This window comes from Microvirga terrae (assembly GCF_013307435.2).
GTDB classification, from domain to species: domain Bacteria; phylum Pseudomonadota; class Alphaproteobacteria; order Rhizobiales; family Beijerinckiaceae; genus Microvirga; species Microvirga terrae.
The window spans coordinates 3,340,833-3,360,115 of the sequence record NZ_CP102845.1; the positions used below are offsets into that span (position 1 = coordinate 3,340,833).

General features: G+C 67.4%; 18 protein-coding genes. 16 read left to right on the plus strand and 2 right to left on the minus strand.

Annotated features, from left to right (window positions below; all coding sequences use genetic code 11):
- Position 1: 1 nt before the first annotated feature.
- Genes cobN through cobJ form a run of 5 tightly spaced genes read left to right on the plus strand, consistent with a single transcriptional unit; the run spans position 2 to position 6,968 of the window.
- Positions 2–3,538 carry a cobaltochelatase subunit CobN gene (gene cobN / locus HPT29_RS15730; RefSeq protein ID WP_173949155.1) on the plus strand — a complete coding sequence of 1,179 codons (3,537 nt, stop codon included), beginning with the start codon at positions 2–4 and terminating at the stop codon, positions 3,536–3,538.
- Entirely contained in the window at positions 3,535–4,833 is a 1,299-nt protein-coding gene (gene cobG / locus HPT29_RS15735) for a precorrin-3B synthase (RefSeq protein WP_173949154.1), read from the plus strand. Before cobN ends, cobG begins: the two co-directional genes overlap by 4 nt.
- Positions 4,830–5,459, plus strand: a complete 630-nt coding sequence (locus tag HPT29_RS15740; RefSeq protein ID WP_173949153.1) for a precorrin-8X methylmutase — start codon at positions 4,830–4,832, stop codon at positions 5,457–5,459. The genes cobG and HPT29_RS15740 overlap by 4 nt, the downstream gene beginning before the upstream one ends.
- 4 nt (positions 5,460–5,463) lie before the next feature.
- On the plus strand, positions 5,464–6,207 hold the full coding sequence (locus tag HPT29_RS15745; RefSeq protein WP_173949152.1) for a precorrin-2 C(20)-methyltransferase: 744 nt from the start codon (positions 5,464–5,466) through the stop codon (positions 6,205–6,207).
- Positions 6,204–6,968 carry a precorrin-3B C(17)-methyltransferase gene (cobJ, locus tag HPT29_RS15750; RefSeq protein ID WP_173949151.1) on the plus strand — a complete coding sequence of 255 codons (765 nt, stop codon included), beginning with the start codon at positions 6,204–6,206 and terminating at the stop codon, positions 6,966–6,968. The genes HPT29_RS15745 and cobJ overlap by 4 nt, the downstream gene beginning before the upstream one ends.
- Here the strand turns inward: cobJ and HPT29_RS15755 are convergent.
- On the minus strand, positions 6,950–7,702 hold the full coding sequence (locus HPT29_RS15755; RefSeq protein WP_173949150.1) for a cobalt-precorrin-6A reductase: 753 nt from the start codon (positions 7,700–7,702) through the stop codon (positions 6,950–6,952). The genes cobJ and HPT29_RS15755 overlap by 19 nt on opposite strands.
- Here HPT29_RS15755 and cbiE point away from each other — a divergent pair.
- The 3 genes from cbiE to cobM are packed head-to-tail and all read left to right on the plus strand — an operon-like array spanning position 7,701 to position 10,107.
- Positions 7,701–8,954, plus strand: a complete 1,254-nt coding sequence (gene cbiE / locus HPT29_RS15760; RefSeq protein ID WP_247654675.1) for a precorrin-6y C5,15-methyltransferase (decarboxylating) subunit CbiE — start codon at positions 7,701–7,703, stop codon at positions 8,952–8,954. The genes HPT29_RS15755 and cbiE overlap by 2 nt on opposite strands.
- Positions 8,933–9,337, plus strand: a complete 405-nt coding sequence (locus tag HPT29_RS15765) for a cobalamin biosynthesis protein (protein ID WP_173949149.1) — start codon at positions 8,933–8,935, stop codon at positions 9,335–9,337. Before cbiE ends, HPT29_RS15765 begins: the two co-directional genes overlap by 22 nt.
- On the plus strand, positions 9,334–10,107 hold the full coding sequence (gene cobM / locus HPT29_RS15770) for a precorrin-4 C(11)-methyltransferase (RefSeq protein WP_173949148.1): 774 nt from the start codon (positions 9,334–9,336) through the stop codon (positions 10,105–10,107). Before HPT29_RS15765 ends, cobM begins: the two co-directional genes overlap by 4 nt.
- A gap of 11 nt (positions 10,108–10,118) precedes the next feature.
- Here cobM and HPT29_RS15775 read toward each other — a convergent pair whose 3' ends face one another.
- Entirely contained in the window at positions 10,119–11,222 is a 1,104-nt protein-coding gene (locus tag HPT29_RS15775) for a cobalt-precorrin-5B (C(1))-methyltransferase (RefSeq protein WP_173949147.1), read from the minus strand.
- Between the two features lie 71 nt (positions 11,223–11,293).
- On the opposite strand from HPT29_RS15775, the gene cobA reads away from it, so the two are divergent.
- The 8 genes from cobA to HPT29_RS15815 all read left to right on the plus strand — a co-directional run bounded on the left by cobA (position 11,294) and on the right by HPT29_RS15815 (position 19,259).
- A complete protein-coding gene (gene cobA, locus HPT29_RS15780) occupies positions 11,294–12,088 on the plus strand; it encodes a uroporphyrinogen-III C-methyltransferase (protein ID WP_173949146.1) in 795 nt (264 codons plus the stop codon).
- Positions 12,085–13,407 (plus strand): cobyrinic acid a,c-diamide synthase CobB, encoded by a 1,323-nt coding sequence (locus HPT29_RS15785; RefSeq protein ID WP_173949145.1) that lies wholly within the window; start codon positions 12,085–12,087, stop codon positions 13,405–13,407. The genes cobA and HPT29_RS15785 overlap by 4 nt, the downstream gene beginning before the upstream one ends.
- Positions 13,408–13,493: 86 nt before the next feature.
- The gene (locus HPT29_RS15790) at positions 13,494–13,655 is read left to right on the plus strand and encodes a hypothetical protein (protein ID WP_173949144.1); all 162 of its coding nucleotides are present in this window, start codon (positions 13,494–13,496) and stop codon (positions 13,653–13,655) included.
- Between the two features lie 310 nt (positions 13,656–13,965).
- Positions 13,966–14,166, plus strand: coding sequence for a hypothetical protein (locus tag HPT29_RS15795; RefSeq protein WP_173949143.1), 201 nt, complete (start codon positions 13,966–13,968; stop codon positions 14,164–14,166).
- Between the two features lie 177 nt (positions 14,167–14,343).
- On the plus strand, positions 14,344–16,395 hold the full coding sequence (locus HPT29_RS15800) for an AMP-dependent synthetase/ligase (RefSeq protein ID WP_210272258.1): 2,052 nt from the start codon (positions 14,344–14,346) through the stop codon (positions 16,393–16,395).
- The gene (locus tag HPT29_RS15805; RefSeq protein ID WP_173949141.1) at positions 16,392–17,192 is read left to right on the plus strand and encodes an ABC transporter ATP-binding protein; all 801 of its coding nucleotides are present in this window, start codon (positions 16,392–16,394) and stop codon (positions 17,190–17,192) included. Before HPT29_RS15800 ends, HPT29_RS15805 begins: the two co-directional genes overlap by 4 nt.
- A gap of 18 nt (positions 17,193–17,210) precedes the next feature.
- Positions 17,211–18,161, plus strand: coding sequence for a branched-chain amino acid ABC transporter permease (locus HPT29_RS15810; protein ID WP_432807253.1), 951 nt, complete (start codon positions 17,211–17,213; stop codon positions 18,159–18,161).
- Positions 18,162–18,173: 12 nt separating this feature from the next.
- Positions 18,174–19,259, plus strand: a complete 1,086-nt coding sequence (locus tag HPT29_RS15815) for a branched-chain amino acid ABC transporter permease (RefSeq protein WP_173949139.1) — start codon at positions 18,174–18,176, stop codon at positions 19,257–19,259.
- Positions 19,260–19,283 lie beyond the last annotated feature (24 nt).

Sequence of the window (19,283 nt, forward strand, 5' to 3'; positions counted from 1 at the left end):
CATGCACCTCCTCCCGGTCACGGCGATCTCCCTCGACGAAGGCCAGGAGGCCACCGACCTCCAGCAGCCGCCGGGGGATGTCGTGGTCCTGTCCTTCGCGGACAGCGACCTCGGCGCCCTGGCGGAAGCCCACCGCCTGACGGCGGGCACAGCCTCGCTCCGCCTCGCCTCACTGCGCCGCCTGCGCCATCCGCTCTCAGTCGACCTCTACGTCGAGAGAACCGCCGCGAAGGCGCGCTTCGTGCTCGTGCGCTGCCTCGGCGGCCTCGACTATTGGCGCTACGGCATCGAGCACCTCGCCCGGGCCTGCCGGTCCCACGGCGTGAAGCTCGCGGTGCTGCCGGGCGACGACCGGCCCGACCCGCGGCTTTCGGCCTACGCCACCGTTCCCGCGGCGCTCTGCGATGAGCTCGACGCCTATTTCCGGGCTGGCGGCATCGACAACATGCGACGGCTGCTGGCCCGCATCGGGGCCGAGATCGGCCTGTCCGATACGGCGGAGCCGCCTCGCGCGGCGCCGCGTGCGTTCGCTTGGGTGCTTCCGAGACCGCCCGTCGAAGGAAGTTCCGCTTACGGACCTGATCGCGAGAGACTGGGTCCCCGAGGACCAACAGCCACCTCACGGCATGGCCGGGCTTGTCCCGATGATCCCGATCCTTCGAAGCCCGGCGTTCTTCCGATTGAGATGGCCGGGACGAGCCCGGCCAGGACGGAGGTGGGAGTCTATGATGCGGCGGTCACCGGGAATGAGGGTTGCGAGGTCGAAGCGCACAGCATCGCGGTCCCGGAATCCATCCTCGCCAGCCTCCCCGGGGATCGTCCTCTCGCCTATCTCGTGGTCTACCGCTCTTCCATTCTCTCCGGCGACACGCGGGCCGTCGAGGCCCTGTCGGACGCGCTCGCCCGGCGAGGCATCGGGCCGCTCGTCCTTGCCGTCTCCAGCCTGAAGGATCCGGAAGCCGTCGCGGTCGTCCGGCGCACGATCCGGGCACGCTGTCCCGACATCATCGTGACCACAACCGCCTTTTCGTCGCGCGACGGGCAGGATTTCGTGCTCGACGAGGCCGATTGCCCGATCCTGCAGGCGCTCCCGGTCGGCAGCGCCAAGGACGCCTGGGAAGCGTCGCCGCGCGGCCTTTCCGCGGCCGATCTCGCCATGCAGATCGCCCTGCCCGAATTCGACGGGCGCATCGCGGCTGGACTGATCTCGTTCAAGACCGAGGAGCCCGCCGAGCCGGCGCTCGCCTTCTCGCGCCGCGCCCAAGCGCCCGATCCGGCCGGCATCGATGCCGTCGCCGACAGGGCGGCCGCCTGGGTGCGCCTCGCCCGCACGCCGCGCCACGAGCGGCGGCTCGCCCTGGTCCTGTCCGATTATCCCGCGCGCGGCGGACGCGCCGGCTTCGCAGTCGGGCTCGACACGCCGGCGAGCGCCTGCGCTATTCTCGATCTCCTCAAGGATTCCGGCTACGGGGCCGAGCGGAACGTCACGGCCGCCGACCTGATGCCGCGTCTCACCGAAGGCGAGCCGTCATTTTCCGTTCCACTCGCCGCCTACCTGTCGTGGCTCGACACGCTTGCGCCGGGCGAGCGCGCCGCCATCGACGGGCGCTGGGGTGTTCCCACGGACGACCCTGCCTTCGCGGACGGCGCCTTCCGCTTCCGCGCGATCCGCGCCGGAAACGTGCTCGTGGCCCTGCAGCCTGACCGCGGCCATCGCCGCGACCGAAAGGGCGTCTACCACGACCCCGAATGCCCGCCGGGCCACGGCTATCTCGCCTTCTATTTCGGCCTGCGGACGCTCGAGCGCATCCACGCCCTCGTCCATCTCGGCACCCACGGCACCACCGAATGGCTGCCCGGCAAGGCGGTGGCGCTGTCCTGCGCCTGCTGGCCGGGTCTCGCCATCGGGGCCATGCCGGTGATCTATCCGTTCATCGTCGACGATCCGGGCGAAGCCGCACCGGCCAAGCGCCGCATCGCGGCCGTCACCGTGGGCCATCTCACGCCGCAGACCGCCGAGGCGGGACAGCACGGCGAGGCGGCGGCCCTGCGCGAGCTGGTCGAGGAGTTCTCCTCCGCCCAGGTGCTCCACCCGGGCCGGGCCGCGCTCGTGGCGGGCGAGATCCTGGAGCGCGCCAGGGCGAGCGGGCTTGCCGAAGCGTGCGGTGTCGCGGACGGCATGCCCATGGATGAGGCCCTGACGCGCCTCGACGCCCATCTCTGCGACCTGGGCGAGGTGACGATCCGCGACGGGCTGCACGTGTTCGGCCGCGCTCCCGCCGGGCTCGAGGCCTGCGCGACTGGCGAGCGCGAGGGCCTGCTGAAGGCTCTCGACGGCCGCTTCGTCGTGCCAGGCCCGTCGGGCTCGCCGTCGCGGGGGCAGACCAACGTACTGCCCACCGGGCGCAACCTCGCGACCCTCGACCCAAGGGCCATCCCGACCCGAGCCGCCACCGAACTCGGTCAGCGGGCCGCGGCGGAAGTGGTGCGCCGGCACCTGCAGGAGGAAGGCGACTGGCCGCGCCGGATCGTCATGGATCTGTGGGCGTCCCCCACCCTCCGCTCGGGCGGCGAGGACATCGCCCATGCGCTGGCGCTCATGGGCGTGCGGCCGACCTGGGACCATGCCTCGACGCGGGTGACGGGGTTCGAGATCGTCCCGCAGCCGCTCCTCGACCAGCCGCGCGCGGACGTGACCCTGCGGGTCTCCGGGGCCTTCCGCGACACCTTCCCGGACCAGATCGCGCTGCTCGACGGCGCCGCCCGCGCGGTCGCGGCCCTCGACGAGGACGACGAGTGGAATGCGCTCGCCGCCGCGCGCCGGCGCGGCGAGGCGGCGTCCCGCGTCTTCGGCTCCGCCCCCGGCACCTACGGGGCCGGCGTGTCGGCACAGACGCTCGACGGCGAATGGGCCACGAGAGACGATCTCGGCCGCACCTATCTCGACGGCACCTCCCATGCGCTCACGGCGGACGGCGGGGTGCGGGAGGACCACAGCTTCCCCCGGCGGGTTGCGCAGGCCGAGGCCTTCATTCATGTGAGCGACGTGGCCGAGCGCGATCTTCTCGATGGGGATTCCGCCGCCGATTCCGTCGGGGGCTTCGCGGCGGCCGCCCGGTCGCTCGGCGCCGCCCCGGCCGTCTACAGTCTCGACACGAGCCGGCCTCAGGAGCCCAAGGCCCGCACCCTGGCGGAGGACGTCGACCGCCTCGTCCGCGGACGCCTGACGAATCCCCGCTGGATCGCCGGCCAACTGCGGCACGGCTGGCGCGGCGCCGCCGAGATCGCCCAGGCGGTCGATGCGCTCTTCGCCTTCGCGGCGACCACGGATGCGGTCCCGCCGTCGTCCTTCGATCTCGTTTTCACGGCCCTGATCGCAGACCAGACCGTCTGGGAGCCGATCGAAACCTTCAACCCGGCGGCCGCGCAGGCCATCGAGGCGCGACTCGCCGACGCCCGTCGCCGCGGCCTGTGGCAGAGCCGCCTCAATTCGGTGGCAGCCTTCTTCGAGGATGAACGGAAGGAGGCGGCCGAATGAGCCCGCAGCCCGTCAGCGACAGGCGCCGCGGCTGGTGCCCGGGCGTGCGCCGCCCGATGGCGACCGGCGACGGCCTGCTCGTGCGCCTGCATCCCTTCGCCGGAAGGCTCACGGCCGATCAGGCCCGCCTGGTCGCCGAAGCCGCCCGCGCCCATGGCAACGGCCATCTCGACATCACGGCCCGCGGCAACCTGCAGATCCGCGGCGTGAGCGACGAGACCTACCCCAGCCTGCTCGCCCTCCTCGACCGGGAAGGTCTGGTCGAGCCCGAAGGCGACGGCCCGAACCGCCTGACGGTTCTCTCGCCGCTGGCCGGTCTCGACCCGCTGGAGCGCTTCGACGCCGCCACCCTGGCCCAGGCGATCGAGAGCCTGGACGGGGTCGGGGGCGGATTGCCGGCCAAATTCTTCATCTCGGTCGATGGCGGTGGCGCCATGGCTCTCGGCGACATCGGGGCGGACCTTCACCTGGCGGCGGGCGAGACCGGCACCGTTGCATTCGATGTGCCCTCGTCCGGGGGCCTGCGCGGGATCGGCACGGCCGGCCTCGCCGACGCGCCGGGAGCGGTCCGCACGATCCTCGCGGGCTTCGCCGCCATGCGGCGCAACGGCGAGACCGAGGCGCGGCGTCTGCGGGATCTCGGCTTGGATGTCCTGGAAGGCTTGGCGGCATCCGCGGGTCTGGCTGCGGGATCCCCGACGCCCAGGCGCGAAGCGGCCCCGCGCGCCGGAATCCTCGCCGCCTCGGGCGGCAAAGCCGTGCTTCTGGCCCTGCCTTTCGGCCGCTGCGGCACCGGGCCGCTGACACAGGCGGCCGCGTGGAGCGAGCGCTTCGGGACGGGCGAGATCCGCCTGTCCTTCACACGGGGCATCCTGGTGCCGGGACTGTCGGACGCAGTTGTGCCGGCGCTCCTCGAGGAAGCCCGGGCGGCGGGTTTCATCACCGATGCCGGCGATCCCCGCCTCTCCCTGATCGCCTGCCCGGGCCGGCCGGACTGCGCCGGCGCTGCGACTCCCGCGCCCGCCGATGCCCTCCGGCTCGCCGCCGCCTGCCCCGACCTCCTGGCAAAGGGCGTCACCCTTCACGTGTCGGGATGCCCGAAAGGCTGCGCCCATCCGGGCAGCGCCGATCTGACGCTGGTCGGGCGCCCAGATGGCCGCTATGACATCGTACCCGACGGCTCGCCCCGTGACGGTTCCCTGCTTCACCTCTCACTCGACGAGATCATGACCCGCCTGATGCCTGCCAAGACCTCTGCCGACCTCAGCGGCGCGTTTCCGGAGTGCGCTCGATGACGAGCCGCGCCTATATCCGGGACGGGGCCGAGATCTATCGCCGTTCCTTTTCCATCATTCGGGCGGAGGCGGATCTGTCCGGCTTTTCCGGTACGGCGGAGCGCGTCGTCGTGCGCATGATTCATGCCTGCGGAATGACGGACCTGCCGAAGGACGTTGAACTCTCGCCCGACTTTGCTGACGCAGCGGAAGCCGCCCTCAAGCGTGGCGCGCCGATCCTGTGCGACGCCAAGATGGTGGCGAACGGCATCACCCGTACCCGCCTCCCGGCGGAGAACGACGTGATCTGCACCCTCGACGACCAGCGGGTTCCCGACCTCGCCCGCCAGCACGGCAACACCCGATCGGCCGCAGCCCTGGAGCTGTGGCGCGAACGGCTCGACGGGGCCCTCGTGGTCGTCGGCAACGCACCGACCGCCCTGTTCCATCTGCTGGACATGCTCGATGCCGGCGCGCCCAAGCCCGCCGCGGTGATCGGCATCCCGGTCGGCTTCATCGGGGCGGCGGAATCCAAGGAGGCGCTCGCCCAGGACCGCCGCGTTCCATATCTCGTCGTTCACGGCCGGCGCGGAGGCAGCGCCATGGCGGCCGCCGCGGTCAATGCCCTGGCGAACCCGGTCGAGTAAGCCGATGACCATGCAGGATCCCGTCCGCCTCTTCGGCCTCGGCCTCGGCCCCGGCAACCCCGACTACATGACCGTGCGCGCCCGCCGGGTGCTGGAGAGCGCCGACCGGCTCGTCCATTTCTGCAAGCGGGGACGGCGCGGCAACGCGCGGACCATCGCAGACACCATCGTGGGCCCGAGCCCGGAGCGCGAGATCGCCCTCGCCTATCCGGTCACCACCGAGATCCCGGCCGATCATCCCGATTATGCGGCGGCCCTCAATCCGTTCTATGAGCAAGCGGCCGCAATGCTGCTCGCCGAGGTCGAGGCGGGCCGCACCGTCGCGGTGCTCTGCGAAGGCGATCCCTTCTTCTATGGCTCCTTCATGCATCTCTGGTGGCGTCTGAAAGACCGCCTGTCGATTGAAGTGGTACCAGCTGTCACCGCCATGTCAGGTGCCTGGACCCGCGCTGGCGCGCCGATCACCTGGGGTGACGACGTGCTGACCGTCGTACCGGGCACCCTCCCCGAGCCGGAGCTGGCGCGCCGCCTCTCCGGCACCGACGCCGCCGTGGTGATGAAGCTCGGAAGCCATCTGCCGAAGGTCCGGGCGGTCCTCAGATCCACCGGCCTGTTCGAGCGCGCCATCTATGTGGAGCGCGCCACCATGGCCCAAGAGAGGATCGTTCCTCTGCCCGACCTGCCTGACAATTTCGAGGCCCCGTACTTTTCCCTGATCATCGTGCCGGGCCGAGGGAGGCGCGTATGACGGGCCTTCTCACCATCGTAGGTCTCGGCCCGGGCGACCCGCGTTACCTGACGCCGGCCGCCTCCGAGGCCCTCGCCTCCGCGACCGACATCGTCGGCTACGGTCCCTATGTGGACCGCGTGCAGGATCGGCCCGGCCTGCGCCGGCACGCCTCCGATAACCGCGTCGAACTTGACCGTGCCCGCTTCGCCCTCGATCTCGCGGCGAACGGCGCCCGCGTGGCCGTGGTGTCCGGTGGGGATCCAGGGGTGTTCGCCATGGCGGCGGCCGTGTTCGAGGCCGTCGAGAACGGCGATCCGGCTTGGCGCGGCCTCGACATCTGCGTGGAGCCCGGCATCACGGCGATGCTCGCCGCGGCGGCCCGAGTCGGCGCGCCGATCGGCGGCGATTTCTGCGCCATGTCGCTCTCGGACAACCTGAAGCCCTGGGAGGTTGTCGAGGCCCGCCTGAGGGCCGCCCTCGCGGCCGATTTCGTCGTGGCTCTCTACAACCCGATCTCCTCCGCCCGCCCCTGGCAACTCGGGGCGGCGTTCACGATCGCCTCGGAGATTCGTAGCCCTGGCACGCCCATCATCCTTGCCCGCGCGGTGGGCCGACGCGACGAGCGGGTCAGGATCCTCCCGCTCGCGGAGGCGGAGGCGTCCATGGCCGACATGTCGACCATGATCATCATCGGCGCGTCCACCACGCGCCTGATCGAGCGGATCGCGAACCAGGAACCATGGGTCTACACGCCACGGTTCTATGGAATTCGGCCGTGAACACGCTCCAGCCAATCGAGCGCCGCATCGGCGGTCGCGACCTCCTCGGTATCGAGCGGCTTCTGCGGACGCGTCACGACGATCACCGGCAAGCGGAGAGATTGCGCCGCCAGGATCTTCGGATACGTCGCCGCGCCGCCGGAATTCTTCGTCACCACCACGTCGACCCGCTCGCGCTCCATGAGGAGGCGCTCGGCCGCTTCGTCGAAGGGTGCACGATCCTGAATGGCAGCGACGTTCGGTGCCATCAGAGCATTGCCGATAGGCTCGATGGTGCGCACGAGATAAGTGTGCTGCGGCGCGACCGCGAAGGGAGCGAGTTCGAGACGGCCAACGGTCAGGAAGACACGACGAGGGGCTTGACCCAGCGCGTTGACGGCCGCCTCCATGGACGAGACCTCGATCCAGTGGTCACCCTCCTGCCGGGTCCAGGCCGGGCGGCGCAGCGCGAGGAGCGGCACGTGGGTCTGTCGGCAGGCCTCGGCCGCGTTTCGAGAGATCACGGCGGCGAAGGGATGCGTCGCATCGACGACAGCCTCGATCCCCTCATCTTGCAGAAACCTAGCGAGACCCGCTGCGCCGCCGAAGCCGCCGATTCGGGTGGGAACCGGCATGGGACGGGGATCGCTGGTGCGACCGGCCATGGACAGGAGCGGACTGAACTTGGACCGGCCGGCAAGCCGCGCTGCGAGCGCGGAGGCCTCGGTGGTGCCGCCCAGAATGAGGATGCGCATGAGCTCCTTTTCCCTGAATTCTGAGCCGGAGTCGAGCATGGCGCCGGGCAGCCCCTGGCTCACGATCGTCGGCATCGGCGAAGATGGGCGCGCTGGGCTCTCCCGTGCGGCGCTGGCGGCTCTCGATCAGGCGGAGGTCGTGATCGGCGGCGCGCGCCATCTTGCCCTAGCCGCTCCCGTGACCGCAGAAACGATCACTTGGCCGAGCCCCTTCGCGGACGGCTACGCGATGATCCTCGCCCGGCGCGGCCGGCCCACCTGCGTTCTCGCGACGGGAGACCCGTTCCATTACGGCGTCGGTGCCGAGCTCGCACGCCTGATCCCGGCGGGGGAGATCACCTGCTTCCCGCATCCCTCCGCCTTCAGTCTGGCAGCCGCACGCCTTGGCTGGTCTCTGCCCGACTGCGACTGCGTGAGCCTGCATGGCCGCACGCTCGAGCGGATCATTCCCCATCTGCAGCCGGGCGCCCGTATCCTGGCTCTGTCATGGGACGGCTCGACACCGGGCAAGGTCGCCGATCTCCTGACACGACGCGGCTTCGGAGAGTCGACGATCACCGTGTGCGAAGCCCTGGGCGGCCCGCGCGAGCGCAACCGACGGGTCACGGCTGCCGACTTCGGCATCAGTGAAATCGACCCACTCAACACGATTGCGATCAAGGTCGTTCCCGCAAAGGATGCGCGCGTCGTGGCGCTCGCACCAGGCCTGCCCGATGACTTTTTCGAGAATGACGGTCAGCTCACGAAGGCGGAGATTCGTGCCCTCACTCTTGCGGCCCTCGCTCCGAGAGCGGGCGAGCTTTTGTGGGATATTGGGCTGGGTGCCGGCTCCGTCGGGATCGAATGGTGCCTGCGCCATCCGCGCAACCGCTGCATAGGGATTGAGGAACGGCCAGAGCGTGCCGAGCGCGCACGCCGCAATGCCCTCGATCTCGGCGCGACGGATCTGGACATTCGCATCGGGCGCGCACCGGAAGCCCTGACCAATCTGCCGGCGCCCGATGCGATCTTCATCGGTGGCGGCGCCTCGGAATCGGGCGTCTCCGAGGCCGCATGGGCGGCGTTGAAACCCGGCGGGCGGCTCGTTATCAATGGAGTGACTTTGGAAACCGAAACGCTTCTCGGCACTCTCTATGCGCAGCATGGCGGCACCATGCGCCGCCTTGCCGTCTCGCGCCTCGGACCGGTCGGAGGCATGCACGGCTGGCGGGCCGCGATGCCTGTCACGCAATGGACGGTGACAAAGCCATGATCGTGGCAGGGATTGGCTTCCGACGCAGCGTCGCCGCCGCAGAAATCGTGGCTCTCGTGGAGCAGGCGCTCGAGCAGGCTGCACTCGCACGCGAGGCTTTGACCAAGCTGGCGACTCTCGATTTTCTTGCTGACCTGCCGGCGTTCGAGGAGGCTGCTCAGTCGCTTGCGGTCGCTGCGATATCAGTCGAGAAGACCGAGTTGTCCGCAGCGGCTCCTCGCATCCACACGCACTCGGCTCGCTCGATCGCTGCCCATGGCGTCGGATCCGTTGCGGAAGCGGCGGCCCTCGCAGCTGCAGGACCTCGCGCCGAACTCGTCCTCGACCGTATTGCATCGCAATCCGCCACCTGTGCCCTCGCACGCCTGGAGACTGGCTCATGACCGTCCATTTCATCGGAGCGGGTCCCGGCGCCGCCGATCTCATCACCGTGCGCGGCCGCTCCCTCATCGAGCGCTGCCCCGTCTGCCTCTATGCCGGTTCCATCGTTCCGCCGGAGATCCTGTCCTGGTGCCCGCCCGGCGTTCGGCTCGTCGACACCGCGCCCCTCAATCTTGACGCGATCACGGCCGAGTTCGTCCGGGCGTATGAGGCCGACGAGGATGTGGCGCGGCTCCATTCCGGCGATCTTTCGATTTGGAGCGCCATGGGCGAGCAACTGCGGCGCCTCAAGGCGCTCGGCATTTCCTACACGATCACCCCGGGCGTCCCATCCTTCGCAGCCGCAGCCGCAGCCTTAGGCCGCGAACTGACTGTGCCGGAATTAGGCCAATCGTTGGTGCTCACACGAACCTCGGGCCGCGCCTCGGCCATGCCGGAGGCGGAGCGGCTTGCCACTTTCGCGCAGACGAAGGCAACGCTCGCCATTCATCTGTCCATCCACGTCATCGAACAGGTGGTGGAGGACCTATTGCCCGCATACGGCGGCGACTGCCCGGCCGCCGTGGTCTGGCGCGCCTCCTGGCCCGACGAGCGTGTGATCAAGGGGACCCTCGAGACGATCGCCGCCATGGCGCGCGCCGAAAGGCTCGAGCGGACGGCGCTGATCCTGGTGGGACGGACATTGGACGCAGGGGATTTTCGCGACAGCGCGCTCTATTCGGCCGATTACGACCGGCGTTTCCGTCCTGGCGCCCGCAAGGACAGTCTATGAAACGCTGGGCGTCAGGCGACCGGATGGAACGGCATGCGACCGACGAGTTGGCCGTCGCGGTCGAAAACCGCGATCTCGAGGGCGATTGTGGCACCGCCCAGGGCCTTGGCGGCCGTGCGCCAGGCATGCTGCGCGACCACGTCGCCGAGCGGAAGGCCAAGGCGTTTCGCGGTTTCCAGCACTTCCAGAGCTGTATTCGCCCCGAGAGCCTGTCCCACGAGGGACAGGTCCGCTCCCGCTTCGACGAGGCGTTCGGCCAGCCAGGCAAGATCGACCGCGCCGGAGCGGGAATGGAGATCAAGCAGGCCTTGGCCGAGCTTCGTCATCTTGGCGATGCCGCCCGCGATCGTGACCCGCGGGACCGGATTGCGGCGCAGGTATTTCAGCATGCCGCCGGCGAAATCGCCCATGTCGATCAGGGCATGATCGGGCAGGTCGTGCAGGACCTGCACGGCCTTCTCGGACGTGGAGCCGGTCGCGCCCGCCACATGGTCGAGCCCCCCGGCGCGGGCCACGTCGATGCCCCGATAGATGCTGTGAATCCACGCCGAGCAGGAATAGGGAACCACCACGCCCGTGGTACCGAGAATCGAGAGCCCGCCCAGGATGCCGAGGCGCGGGTTGAGGGTCTTCTTCGCAAGATCCTCACCGCCTGGAACCGAAATCTCGACCTCGATATCCATAGGACCACCGGCGCTGCGCGCGGCTTCCTCCAGGTTGTCACGGATCATCTGCCGCGGGACCGGATTGATGGCGGGCTCGCCCGGCGGCAGGGGCAAGCCGGCCCGGGTGACCGTGCCGACGCCCTCGCCCGCCCGGAACGTCACACCCGAGCCCGGCGCCCCCATACGGACGGCCACAATCACCAAGGCCCCGTGCGTCACATCAGGGTCATCGCCCGCATCCTTCACGACACCGACCCGCGCGCCCTCCTCCGCGACCTCGCTCAAGGCGATGGAGAAGGCCGGCCGTGCTCCGCCCGGGAGCGCGATCTCGACGGGATCGGGACAATCGCCCGTCCGCCAGCCCAGATAAGCCGCCTTGGCCGCTGCCGTGGCGCAGGCGCCCGTGGTCCAGCCACGGCGCAGCGATCCGGCGGGTTTACTCTCGTCCATACGCCCTCTTACATCGTCCCCATGAATTCCAACAGCCATCCCGTGAATGCCGTCCAGGGCCGGAGGCTCGCATGACCTCCCTGTCCCGCCTCTCGCCCCCGTTCGCTCCCGGAACGGTCTGGCTCGTCGGGGCCGGCCCGGGCGATCCTGGCCTTCTTACGATACATGCCATGAACGCGCTCGCAGCCGCGGACGTCATCGTTTACGACGCCCTCGTCGACCCGGCCGTCCTGTCGTTCGCCCGCGAAGGAGCCGTGCTCGAATTCGCCGGCAAGCGCGGGGGCAAGCCCTCTGCCGTTCAGAGGGACATCTGCGAACGGCTGATCGAGCTGGCCTGCGATGGGAAGCGGGTTCTGCGGCTCAAGGGCGGCGACCCCTTCATCTTTGGTCGCGGCGGCGAGGAAGCGCTGGCTCTCTCCGACGCCGGCGTTGCGTTCCGCATCATCCCGGGCGTGTCCAGCGGCCTTGCGGCCCTCGCGATTCACGGTGTCCCGGCAACGATGCGCAGGACGAACCATGCGGTCATCCTCGCCACCGGTCACGCGGCGCCCGACGCTCAGATCGAGTGGACGTCGCTCGCCCGCACGGGTGCTCCCATCGTGCTCTACATGGCTGTCTCGAGCTTACCGTCCATTGTGGAAGGGCTCCTGGCAGGGGGACTTGCAGGGGATACGCCGGCCATCGCGGTGCACGGTGCAACGACCGGAAAGGAAAGTATCGTGGAAGGGACCCTTGAGGTCCTGCCGAGGCTCGCGGAAGAAGGGCTCATCCGATCACCCGCCATCGTCGCCATCGGGGCGATCGCGGCCTTCCGCTCGGCTATCGTCAATCACCTCCTGGAGTTCGGCAGCGAGGCCGCGCAGTGAACGTCGGTCCCGGACTTCTCATCGCGGCACCACGCTCCGGTTCGGGCAAGACGACGGTCGTGCTCGGGCTCCAGCGTGCCTTGGCCCGCCAGGGCGTGGTGGTGCGCGGCATGAAATGCGGGCCAGATTACATCGATCCCGCGTTCCACGCTGCCGCCACCGGCGCACCGAGCTTCAATCTCGACAGCTTCGCGATGAGCACACCGTTGCTGGAAACCCTCGCGTCCGAGGCTGGCCAGGAGGCCGATCTCATCATCGCGGAAGGCTCCATGGGCCTCTTCGACGGGATCCGCCACGAGACCGGCCGCACCGGCGCCAGCGCCGACATCGCGGCCCTGTTCGGCTGGCCGGTCATCCTCGTCCTCGACGTGTCCGGCCATGCGCAATCGGCAGCCGCCGTCGCGCTCGGCTGCGCCCGGTTCGATCCAAGGATCGACGTGGCCGGGGTGGTGCTGAACAAGGTCGCGAGCGACCGCCACCGGCGGCTGGTCGAGGACGGCATGGCACGGATCGGCTTGCCGGTTCTCGGTGCGGTCATGCGCAACGGCGATCTGACCCTTCCGGAGCGCCACCTCGGTCTCGTGCAGGCCGGCGAGACGGACGAACTCGACGCACGCCTCGAACGCCTCGCAGATGCCGTTGAAGCCGCGCTCGACATCGACCGGATCGTCGCCCTCGCCCGCCCGACCCGCCTTGGACCTCCGAACCATGCGACGAGCCTGCCGCCCCCAGGCCAGCGCATCGCTCTGGCCTCGGACCAGGCCTTTTCGTTCGTTTACCCGCATGTGCTCTCGGGGTGGCGTCAGGCGGGAGCGGAAATCATCACTTTCTCGCCGCTTGCCGACCAACCTCCGCCGGACGGGTGCGACGTCTGCTGGCTGCCGGGTGGATATCCCGAGCTTCACGCAGGCCGCATTGCGGAAGCAAGGCGCTTCCGTGAGGGACTGAGCGGTTTCGCCGAGACCCGGCCGGTCCATGGCGAGTGCGGCGGCTATATGGTGCTCGGCCAATCCATTGAGGACGGAGACGGCCGCACGCACCCCATGGCCGGTCTCCTACCGGTCGAGACGAGCTTTGCCAAACGCCGAATGCATCTCGGGTATCGGGTTGCCTGTCTCGCCCGGGACGGGATCATGGGAGCAGCCAGCCAGCGTCTTGTCGGCCACGAGTTCCACTATGCGTCCGTGATCCGGAGCGACGCCTCCCAGGACGCGGCCTTCGCGACGATCACGGACGCGGAAGGCAATGATCTCGGAACCGCTGGGCATCGTCGTGGGCTGGTCACGGGCAGCTTCTTTCACGCCATCGCGCTTGGATGACGGGGCCTCGTGCCATTGCCTGTAAGCTCGGCGGTGAACCGTCCAGCCGGCGAGGCGTTGAAGAGCACCATGTTGAGGAGATCCCGATGCGCCTTCGAATGATCCTGCCACTGGCCGCCCTACTCGCCCTGGCCGCTTGCGGTGAAGACGGACCGGACCAGACCGGAAGCACGGACAACGCCAATCAGCCCGGCAACAATTCGGCGCCTGCCAATCCCCGCAGCAACCCGCCGCCCCCAGCACAGTGACCGTCAAACTCGAGGAGCTCGCGGCGACCAGGGGGCCTCGAGCTTCAGCCATTTATCCCATCTTAATGCGCCTATTCTCAGTTCGGTCTCTTCTCGGCTGACAGGGATTAGAGGACGGGATGACGCAGCGGAAACGGGACAAAAAATCCGAAAACGCCATCGTTTTGCCTCAGGCATCCGTCTTGATCCCGGTCAACCTGAAAGGGGTCGGGGAGAACACCCAAGCTTGACGGTCGGACAGGAATAGTTCCTTGCAACGCGGCTATCCGGCAAGCTCCGTTCATCGCATCCCAGGCTGATGGAGGCGCTGATGAAAGAGGCATTCCATATCGGGCAGCTCGTCCGGATCACGAGTGCGTCCTCGGGCTATGCGGATCGCCGCATCTATTGCATCGTCTGCCTAGTACCGGACGACCATGCTCCGCTTTATCGCGTCAAGAACACGGTCGGCATAGAGCACGTCGTGAAGGCCGAAGACATCGAGCCTGCTGCTCTCACGGCCGTGCCGTAGACATCCCGCAGCGGCCCAACCAGCCCCGACACCGCCCAAAGGCGACCGAGCTGTATTAGCCCATGGTAGCGGTGCTAGGCACCTTGCCGTCCCCTGACCGGCACGACAGAATACCCTCCAACAACGCCCGAACGGGCAAGCCGGCACAGATCGGCGGACGCATGAAAACCGATCTTCATGCGCCAGAGGAAGCGAAGCCATACCACGCGTTGTCGAAGCGCGCGGCTGCCAGGGAGGTTGACGTCGTTGACGACGGCTGCGGATGCGCGCGCGGACACATTCCCGAAATTGTTGGCGCGTAACGCGCGCCTGCGCCCAACGCGCACGGCGTTTAGGCATAAGGATCTCGGGATCTGGCAATCATGGACCTGGGGCGAGGTTCACGACATCGTCCGAGCCTATGCCTGTGGCCTGCAATCGCTCGGCCTGAAGCGCGGCGGCAAGATCGCCATCATCGGCTATAACCGCCCGTATCTCTACTGGAGCATCTGCGCCGCTCAATGGCTCGGCGCGATCCCGATCCCGGTCTATGCGGATTCCGTGGCCGACGAGATGGCTTATGTGCTCAGCCATGCGGAAGTGACCCATGCGGCCGTGCAGGACCAGGAGCAGGTCGACAAGATTCTCTCCGTGTCCGATCAGATCCCGCAACTCCAGCATGTCCTTTACGACGAGCAGAAGGGCCTGCGGGATTACGACCACAGCCGTCTCCATTCCATAGAGTCAGTGGTGGAGGAAGGTCGCGCGCGGCTGAAGGATGCCCAAGAGGCTGCCGCCATCGACCTCGCCCTTCAGGAAGGGCGCGGGTCCGACCTCGCCATCATTCTCTATACCTCCGGGACAACCGGGCGGCCGAAGGGGGTGATGCTCACATCGGACGCGGTGATCGCCGCCGCCGAGATCGGCTGCGATTTCGACAAGCTGGACGAGACGGACGAGATCATCGCCTATCTGCCGATCGCCTGGGTCGGCGACCACATCTTCTCCTACGCCCAGGCCATCCTGTCGGGCCTCTGCGTCAACTGCCCGGAAAGCCCCGAGACCGTCGCGGAGGACAGGCGGGAAATCGGCGCCACCTACGTTTTCGCACCGCCGCGCGTCTTCGAGAGCATGCTGACGCTGACCATGGTGCGCATCGAGGATGCCGGTGCCCTCAAGCGGCGCATGTTCCACTTCTTCATCAACCACGCCGGCAAGGTCGGCGAGAAGATCCTGAACAGGGAGCCTGGCGTCGGCGTCTGGGACCGACTACTCTGGAACATCGGCAACGTGCTCGTCTATGCACCGCTTCGCAACCGCTTCGGCATGACGCGGGTGAAGGTCGGCTACACGGCGGGCGAGGCCATCGGTCCGGAGATCTTCCGCTTCTATCGCTCCATCGGCGTGAACCTGAAGCAGCTCTACGGACAGACCGAGGCCTCCGTCTACATCACCATGCAGCCCAACGGCGAGATCCGCGCCGACACGGTCGGGCGACCGGCCCCGCAGGTGGAGATCCGCATCGCCGACAGCGGCGAGGTCCTCTACCGCTCGCCCGGCGTGTTCGTGGGCTATTTCAAGGATGACGAGAAGACGGCCGAGACCAAGACACCTGACGGTTTCGTGCATTCGGGCGATGCGGGTTTCTTCGACCAGAACGGTCATCTCAAGATCATCGACCGGGCCAAGGACGTGGGCAAGATGCGCGACGGCGCGCTCTTCCCGCCGAAATACGTCGAGAACAAGCTGAAGTTCTATCCGAACATCAAGGAAGCGGTCTGCTTCGGCGATGGGCGCGACCATGTCGCGGCCTTCATCAACATCGACCTCGTGGCCGTGAGCAATTGGGCCGAGCGGAACGGCGTGACTTACGCCTCCTATCAGGAGCTCGCCGGACATCCACTCGTCTATGACATGATCGAAAAGCACGTGGACGAGGTCAATCGCTCGCTATCCGCCGAACCACGTATGGGCGGTGCTCAGATCAAGCGCTTTCTCATCCTCCACAAGGAACTCGATGCGGATGACGGTGAGTTGACCCGGACCCAGAAGGTGCGCCGCGGCTTCATCGCCGAGCGCTACGCTCCGCTGATCGACGCGCTCTACGACGGCTCCTCCGAGGCGGACATCTCGACCGAGGTCACGTTCGAGGACGGCCGTAAGGGGGTGATTGCCGCTCGTGTCAAGATCAGGGACCTGACGCTCTACCCGGCGGCCGAGCCGGGATCCGTGCTGGAGGCCGCAGAATGAGAGCGCCGGATCATCCCGTGCAGGCGAAGGGCGACGTACTGCTCGCGGTCGAGAACGTGTCGCTGGGTTTCGGCGGCGTCAAAGCCCTGACGGACGTGTCCTTCGACATCCGCAAGAGCGAGATCCGCGCCATCATCGGACCGAACGGCGCGGGCAAGACCTCGATGCTAAACTGCATCAATGGCTTCTATTATCCGACCGAGGGCCGCATCACGTTCAAGGGGGTGAAACGCCCGAAAATGCGTCCCTATGTGGCGGCGCGTGGCGGCATCGCCCGCACGTTCCAGAACGTCGCACTCTTCAAGAGCATGTCGACCCTCGACAACATCATGGCGGGGCGCTCGATCAAGATGCATTCGAGCTTCTTCTGGCAGCTCTTCCGCCATGGCCCGGCCATGAAGGAGGAGGTCGCGCATCGCCGCTTTGTCGAGGAGATCATCGACTTCCTCGAGATCCAGCATATCCGGAAGGTTCCGGTGGGGCGGCTGCCTTACGGTCTCCAGAAGCGGGTCGAGCTCGGGCGGGCCCTGGCCATGGAGCCGGAACTGCTGCTGCTCGACGAGCCCATGGCGGGCATGAACCTCGAGGAAAAGGAAGACATGTCCCGCTTCATCCTGGAGGTGAATCAGCAATACGGCACCACGATCGCGTTGATCGAGCACGACATGGGCGTGGTGATGGATCTCTCCGACCGGGTCGTGGTGCTGGAATACGGGCGCAAGATCGCCGACGGAACGCCAGCCGAGGTCAAGAGCGACCGGCGCGTGATCGACGCCTATCTCGGCGTGGCGCACTGAAGGGCTTTGGCGATGGACATGCTGTACAAGGTCTTCATCGAACCCTTCGTCTTCATGGGCGAGGCTCCGGATCTCCTGATCCAGACCCTCTGGGAGGGGCTGGTCTCGGGAGTCCTTTACGCCTTGATCGCGCTTGGCTTCGTGCTCATCTTCAAGGCATCCGGTGTGTTCAATTTTGCGCAGGGGATCATGGTCGTGTTCGCGGCGCTGATCCTAGTCGGCCTCTACGAGAAGGGTGTTCCGGCCTTTCTGGCTCTCATCCTCGCAGCAGTCGCCATGCTGGTCCTCGCCATGGTGGTGGAGCGCGTCGTGCTGCGCCCGCTCGTCAACCAGCCCGACATCATCCTGTTCATGGCGACCTTCGGGCTCACCTATTTCCTGATCGGGTTCGGCGAACTCATCTTCGGCGGCAACCCGCGGGAGATGATCACGGAACAGCTCTTTCTGCCGCAGGGCACGACGGAGATCGATGCTCTCGGCGGCTCGATCCGGCTCCAGCATCTCGACGTCGCGGCTGCCGTGATCGCCTCGATCATGATCGGCCTTCTCGCCGTGTTCTTCTCCAAGACCCGCATCGGCCGTGCGCTACGGGCGGTGGCCGACAGCCACAAGGCGGCGCTCTCGGTGGGCATCTCGCTCAACCAGATCTGGGTGATCGTCTGGTTTGCGGCCGGCATGGTGGCTCTTGTCGCAGGCATCATGTGGGGCGCCCGCTCGGGCGTGTCGTTCTCGCTCCAGATCATCGCGCTGAAGGCTCTTCCGGTCCTCATCCTAGGCGGGTTCACGTCGATCCCGGGCGCCATCATCGGCGGGCTCATCATCGGGGTCGGCGAGAAGCTCGGCGAGTTCTACTGGGGGCCGCTCGTCGGCGGCGGCGTGGAGACGTGGCTCGCCTACGTCATCGCCCTCCTCTTCCTGCTCTACAGACCGCAAGGTCTGTTCGGCGAGAAGATCATCGAACGGATTTAGGGAGGCGCTTCCGTGCTCTATCGCGAGGCCGGCCAGTTCAAGACCAACTACGTGGCGGACAGCGCGATCTTCCCCTTGCGGGAAGACCGGATTGGGCTCGCCGTCATCATCCTGGCCGCCTATGCCCTGGCTTTCCTCGGGAACAGCTTCGTGCTGCAAGCGGTGATGATCCCCTTCCTGGTGTTCTCCCTTGCAGCCATCGGGCTCAATATCCTCACCGGCTATACGGGTCTTCTGTCGCTCGGCACCGGCGCCTTCATGGGTGTCGGCGCCTATGCCTGCTACAAGCTGATGACGGCTTTTCCCGGCGTGAACGTGATCGTCTGGATCTTCGTCTCGGGATTTTTCTCAGCCGCGGTCGGCGCATTGTTCGGCCTGCCCTCCCTGCGCATCAAAGGCTTCTATCTCGCCGTCGCCACGCTCGCCGCCCAATTCTTCCTGCAGTGGTGCTTCATCCGCATCCCGTGGCTCGTGAACTACAACGTGTCCGGTGCGCTCGACGCTCCGCTGCGCACCCTGTTCGGTATTCCGATCATGGGGCCGAACGCAACGCCCCAGACGCGCTACCTTTTGGTGCTCACCATCGTGATTCTGCTCACCTGGCTCGCGTCGAACCTCGTTCACGGTCGCATCGGGCGCATGTGGATCGCCATCCGCGACATGGATTTGGCGGCCGAGCTCATGGGGATCAGGCCCCTTCAGACCAAACTCCTGGCGTTCGCGGTCTCTTCCTACTACTGCGGCGTCGCCGGCGCCCTCCTCGTGTTCCTCTGGTACGGTGGAGCGGAATACGACGTGTTCAACATCAACCAGTCGTTCTTCATCCTGTTCATGGTAATCATCGGCGGCTTGGGCAGCCTCATCGGATCCTTCTTCGGCGCGGCGTTGATCTTCATCCTGCCGATCGTCCTCGGAATCGTGCTGCCGGCCGCCCTGTCGCCCTTCGGCCTCTCGGTAGGAGCCGATGTCATCGAGCATTTGCGCTTCATGATCGTAGGCGCGCTCATCATCTTTTTCCTGATCGTCGAACCGCACGGTCTCGCGCGGCTCTGGCAGATCGGCAAGCAGAAGCTCCTGGTGTGGCCCTTCCCCTACTGACGGACTGCCCAAAGGGAGACGACG

Bases quoted from the DNA above. Each gene is read 5' to 3' on its own strand.
- cobN (WP_173949155.1), top strand. From the start codon at position 2: ATGCACCTCCTCCCGGTCACGGCGATCTCCCTCGACGAAGGCCAGGAG.
- cobG (WP_173949154.1), top strand. From the start codon at position 3,535: ATGAGCCCGCAGCCCGTCAGCGACAGGCGCCGCGGCTGGTGCCCGGGC.
- HPT29_RS15740 (WP_173949153.1), top strand. From the start codon at position 4,830: ATGACGAGCCGCGCCTATATCCGGGACGGGGCCGAGATCTATCGCCGT.
- HPT29_RS15745 (WP_173949152.1), top strand. From the start codon at position 5,464: ATGACCATGCAGGATCCCGTCCGCCTCTTCGGCCTCGGCCTCGGCCCC.
- cobJ (WP_173949151.1), top strand. From the start codon at position 6,204: ATGACGGGCCTTCTCACCATCGTAGGTCTCGGCCCGGGCGACCCGCGT.
- cbiE (WP_247654675.1), top strand. From the start codon at position 7,701: ATGAGCTCCTTTTCCCTGAATTCTGAGCCGGAGTCGAGCATGGCGCCG.
- HPT29_RS15755 (WP_173949150.1), bottom strand. From the start codon at position 7,702: ATGCGCATCCTCATTCTGGGCGGCACCACCGAGGCCTCCGCGCTCGCA.
- HPT29_RS15765 (WP_173949149.1), top strand. From the start codon at position 8,933: ATGGACGGTGACAAAGCCATGATCGTGGCAGGGATTGGCTTCCGACGC.
- cobM (WP_173949148.1), top strand. From the start codon at position 9,334: ATGACCGTCCATTTCATCGGAGCGGGTCCCGGCGCCGCCGATCTCATC.
- HPT29_RS15775 (WP_173949147.1), bottom strand. From the start codon at position 11,222: ATGGACGAGAGTAAACCCGCCGGATCGCTGCGCCGTGGCTGGACCACG.
- cobA (WP_173949146.1), top strand. From the start codon at position 11,294: ATGACCTCCCTGTCCCGCCTCTCGCCCCCGTTCGCTCCCGGAACGGTC.
- HPT29_RS15790 (WP_173949144.1), top strand. From the start codon at position 13,494: ATGCGCCTTCGAATGATCCTGCCACTGGCCGCCCTACTCGCCCTGGCC.
- HPT29_RS15795 (WP_173949143.1), top strand. From the start codon at position 13,966: ATGAAAGAGGCATTCCATATCGGGCAGCTCGTCCGGATCACGAGTGCG.
- HPT29_RS15800 (WP_210272258.1), top strand. From the start codon at position 14,344: ATGCGCCAGAGGAAGCGAAGCCATACCACGCGTTGTCGAAGCGCGCGG.
- HPT29_RS15805 (WP_173949141.1), top strand. From the start codon at position 16,392: ATGAGAGCGCCGGATCATCCCGTGCAGGCGAAGGGCGACGTACTGCTC.
- HPT29_RS15810 (WP_432807253.1), top strand. From the start codon at position 17,211: ATGCTGTACAAGGTCTTCATCGAACCCTTCGTCTTCATGGGCGAGGCT.